The organism is Acidovorax sp. (assembly GCF_046339755.1).
Lineage (GTDB): Bacteria > Pseudomonadota > Gammaproteobacteria > Burkholderiales > Burkholderiaceae_C > Acidovorax.
This window is the reverse complement of the sequence record NZ_JBKDTZ010000271.1, coordinates 1-3,773: the sequence shown is the minus strand read 5'-3', so window position 1 is coordinate 3,773 and position 3,773 is coordinate 1. Positions and strand designations below refer to the sequence as shown.

Genomic DNA, 3,773 nt, shown 5'->3' with positions numbered 1-3,773 from the left:
GGTGGGCCAGGGCAAAGCCTTCGGCGGCTTCATCAACCTGCGCACGAAGTCCTTGACGGTGTTCGAATCCGGCTGCGAGCGCCGCCCGCAGGATTTCGAGGCCATTCCCCTGTCGGACGAAGCCACGCTGCGCGCGCGCTTCGGTGCCGAATTCGACGCGGCGCTGGAAAGCATGGAGCTGGCCGTGGGCGCTTCGCCCGAATGGGACCACGAGGCCTTCCTGGCCGGCAAGCTGACGCCCGTGTTCTTCGGCTCCGGGGTGAACAACTTCGGGGTGATGGAAGTGCTCGACGCCCTGGTCGACATGGCCCCGCCCCCCGGCCCGCGCGTGAGCACGCTGCAGGTGAACAAGCAGCCCGTGGTCAAGACCATCCAGCCCGAGGACGAAGGCTTTGCCGGCGTGGTGTTCAAGGTGCAGGCCAACATGGACGCCAACCACCGCGACCGCATCGCCTTCGTGCGCGTGGCCTCGGGCAAGTACACGCCGGGCATGAAGCTCAAGGTGCAGCGCAGCGCCAAGGAGCTGCGCCCGACCTCGGTGGTGACCTTCATGTCGCAGCGCCGCGAGGCGGTCGAAGAAGCCTATGCGGGCGACATCATCGGCTTCACCACGCACGGCGGCGTGCAGCTCGGCGACACCATCACCGATGGCGCCAACCTGCAGTTCACCGGCCTGCCGTTCTTCGCGCCCGAGATGTTCATGACCGTGGTGCTCAAGAACCCGCTGCGCACCAAGCAGCTGCAGCAGGGCCTGGCCCAGTTGGGTGAGGAAGGCGCGATCCAGGTCTTCAAGCCCGATGCGGGCGGCAACATGCTGCTGGGCGCCGTGGGCCAGCTGCAGTTCGAAGTGGTGCAGCACCGCCTGAAGGCCGAGTACGACGCCGACGTGCGCCTGGAAGGCTGCCAGTACACCGGTGCGCGCTGGATCACTGCCGACAACGCGGCCGACCTGCGCGCCTTCACCGACGCCTACCCGCTGCGCCTGGCGCACGATGCGGCCGACACCCTGGCCTACCTGTGCACCTCGCCCTACGATGTGCGCCTGGCGCAGGAGCGCTTTCCCAAGATCCACTTCCACCCGCTGCGCGAGCACGCCGGGCTGAGCCTGGGCAGCGCAAGCTGAGCCTGTTCGTTCCTCCCGGCCATCTCTCAGACATCGCCCTTCCCATGCGGCATGCCCAGCTCTCGATAGCACGGCCTGCGCTCCGTGGAAGGGCGGCAGGCCTGCTGCGGCGGTGCTTGCTCGTGGTCGCACTGGCACTGTGCTGCGCCATGGCCATGGCAGACACGCCCCACAACAGCACCAGGCAGCCCGCCGCGGCACGCGCGGCAATCCCGCTCGTTCAGGACATCCTGAACCTGCCGGTCGGCGATGCGCCCGTCGAGTCCATGCACTGGCCCCAAGCGCTGGAGGCATTGGGCCGCCCCCGCGAGGCCGCCGCTCTGCGCCAGGCCCTGCTGCTGCGCTGGCTGGCCAGCCTGCAGCCGTCAGGCAACTTCGCCCCGGCAACCGAAACCCTGGGCCAGGCCATCGCGTCCGTCGGCTCACCAGACAACACCGCCCGCACCCGCGACGCCAAGGGCTGGTGGAACGCCCTGCTGGCCCGCCAACTGCGCATCGCACTGCCCGAAGCCGGCGTGCCGCTGCCCGAGGAGATCGGCAGCCTGCAAGAACGCCTGGTGAACCTGCGCCCGGGCGTGTGGGTGGTGCGCGGCAACGCCAAAGCCCCGGTCGCCACGCCAGTGCCGGGCGTGCCGCCGGCGCCTGGCGTCTTTGCCCTGGTGGAACTGCGCAACACCGGCAGCGGGGCGTTGGCCCTGGGGCCATTCGATCTGGAACTGCTGCCGGAGCGCGCCGCGGCTTCCCACGCCCCACCCGCTTGGTCGATGGCCTGCGAGACGCCCCGCTACCAAGCCCGCGCCCCTCTGGCGCCCGACAAGCCCCTGCCCTACCTGTGCCGCGGTCCGGCACTGCAGGGGGTCGCAGAGGATGCGGGCGCGGTGCTCCTGGCCGCCCAGCAGCAGGGGCGGCTGCTCATCCAGTCCGACTCGCTCGCCCGGGAATCCGAACGCAGCGCGATCGCCACGGCACTCGCGCTGCCCCGGCAAGATGCGCTGCGCAGCTACCTGGCCGCCAATGCCTCGTGCGAGCAACGCGGCACCTGCGAAGCCCAGGCCCGCGAGGCCAAGGCACGCGCGGCCAGGGCGGCGCCCGCTCCCCAGGCCCGAACGCGCGATGGCTGGGCCGCGCTGAAGTGGTGGGGCGCCCTCCTTGCCGGTGCCGCCGTGTATGTCGCCCTGGCCCGCTACATCAGCGTAGCTGCTGCCTCGGTGGCCCTGTTCGTTGCGCTGGCCATCCCGGCCTACCAGCTTTTCCAGTCCGCACGGACCATGAACACGGCCGACAACTGGGGCGGTTTTGCCGTGGTCCCGATGATGGGCATGGCCATTCTGGGGCCCATCGCCCTGCCCCCCATTGCGGCCTGGCTCTACCGCACCGCTGCCAACCGACAGGACCGCCGCCGTGCATTGCAGTCACTCGGCTACATCGTGATCATGGTCCTCTCCGTGGCCCTGATCGACAGAATCCTGGAGCTGCTGTTCTGAGGACGGCAGCCCGCTTTTCCCTTTCGCGTTCATGCATCCCCTGTCCCACTGGCCCATTGCCACCCTGCCCCCGCTGCTCGGGGTCTTCACCGACATCGACGACACCCTGACCACCGACGGCGCCATCACGCCCGAAGCGCTCCAGGCGCTGGGCGCGCTGCGCGCCGCCGGCCTGCACGTCATCCCCATCACAGGCCGGCCCGTGGGCTGGAGCGAGCCCTTTGCACTGAGCTGGCCCGTGGACGCCATCGTGGCCGAGAACGGCGCCGTGGCGCTGCGCCGGGTGGACGGGCCGCAGGGCCCGACGCTGGCCAAGACCTACCAGCAGGACGAGCCCACCCGCAGCGCCAACTACGCGCGCATGCAGCAGGTGCTGGCACAGGTCGAGCGCGAGGTGCCAGGCGCATCACGTGCCACCGATTCGCCAGGGCGCGAGACCGACATCGCCATCGACCACAGCGAGTTCACGCACCTGCCGCAGGACGCCATCGACGCCGCCGTGCAGCGCATGCGCGCGGCCGGGATGAACGCCACGGTGAGCAGCATCCACATCAATGGCTGGTTCGGCGCGCACAACAAGCTCGAAGGCGCGCGCTGGATCGTGCGCGAGCTGTTCGGCCGCGACCTCGATGCCGAGATCGGCCGCTGGGTCTACGTGGGCGACTCGACCAACGACCAGCTCATGTTCCAGCACTTCGTGCACAGCGTGGGCGTGGCCAACATCGCGCGCTTCGTGCCGCAGCTGGCGCACCTACCGCGCTATGTGACCGAGGGCGAGCGCGGCGCCGGCTTTGCCGAGGTGGCGCAGCGCATTCTGGCGGCCACTGCCTGACAAGGCCCCCTGCCGGGACCGGCATAGGCGAAGTAGTCCTTGGACAGAGTGTGCGAGTACTTGGCGGTCACGGGCCCGAAGGTGGCCGCGCCATAGGCTTCGGTGGTGTTGCCGTTGCTGTTGCCGGGGTAGATGTAGGTCAAGAGGCCCACATCCAGGTCGGCGCCGCCGGCCTTGCACTTGTAGCCGCCGTAGATGTCGGATTCCGATGGAGTTGCCAGGCAGCCAGTCGACGCTGGAATTCCAGTTGCCGAAAAACCTGCTCCAGGCTTTTTTGAAGCCGCGCAAGTTCCTTTTCGGGATGGGATGCTAGGCGCGGCGCGCAGTTGATAGC

The 3,773-nt window shown here is 69.2% G+C and carries 3 protein-coding genes and 1 pseudogene; 3 read left to right on the top strand and 1 reads right to left on the bottom strand.

Translation table 11 applies throughout. The features are described from left to right. From ACK59X_RS23430 to ACK59X_RS23420, 3 genes are all read left to right on the top strand, one after another. A partial coding sequence (locus tag ACK59X_RS23430) for an EF-Tu/IF-2/RF-3 family GTPase (protein WP_409960781.1) occupies positions 1-1,123 on the top strand: 1,123 nt, incomplete at its 5' end. A 149-nt stretch (positions 1,124-1,272) separates the two neighbouring features. Next, positions 1,273-2,607 carry a hypothetical protein gene (locus ACK59X_RS23425; RefSeq protein WP_409960780.1) on the top strand — a complete coding sequence of 445 codons (1,335 nt, stop codon included), beginning with the start codon at positions 1,273-1,275 and terminating at the stop codon, positions 2,605-2,607. 31 nt (positions 2,608-2,638) lie between these two features. After that, positions 2,639-3,439, top strand: a complete 801-nt coding sequence (locus ACK59X_RS23420) for an HAD-IIB family hydrolase (RefSeq protein ID WP_409960779.1) — start codon at positions 2,639-2,641, stop codon at positions 3,437-3,439. 17 nt (positions 3,440-3,456) lie between these two features. On the opposite strand, the pseudogene ACK59X_RS23415 reads toward ACK59X_RS23420, so the two are convergent. After that, a pseudogene (locus ACK59X_RS23415) lies at positions 3,457-3,697 on the bottom strand (TorF family putative porin); the annotation flags it as partial. Between the last annotated feature and the right edge of the window lie 76 nt (positions 3,698-3,773).

Bases quoted from the DNA above. Each gene is read 5' to 3' on its own strand.
- ACK59X_RS23420 (WP_409960779.1), top strand. From the start codon at position 2,639: ATGCATCCCCTGTCCCACTGGCCCATTGCCACCCTGCCCCCGCTGCTC.
- ACK59X_RS23425 (WP_409960780.1), top strand. From the start codon at position 1,273: ATGGCCATGGCAGACACGCCCCACAACAGCACCAGGCAGCCCGCCGCG.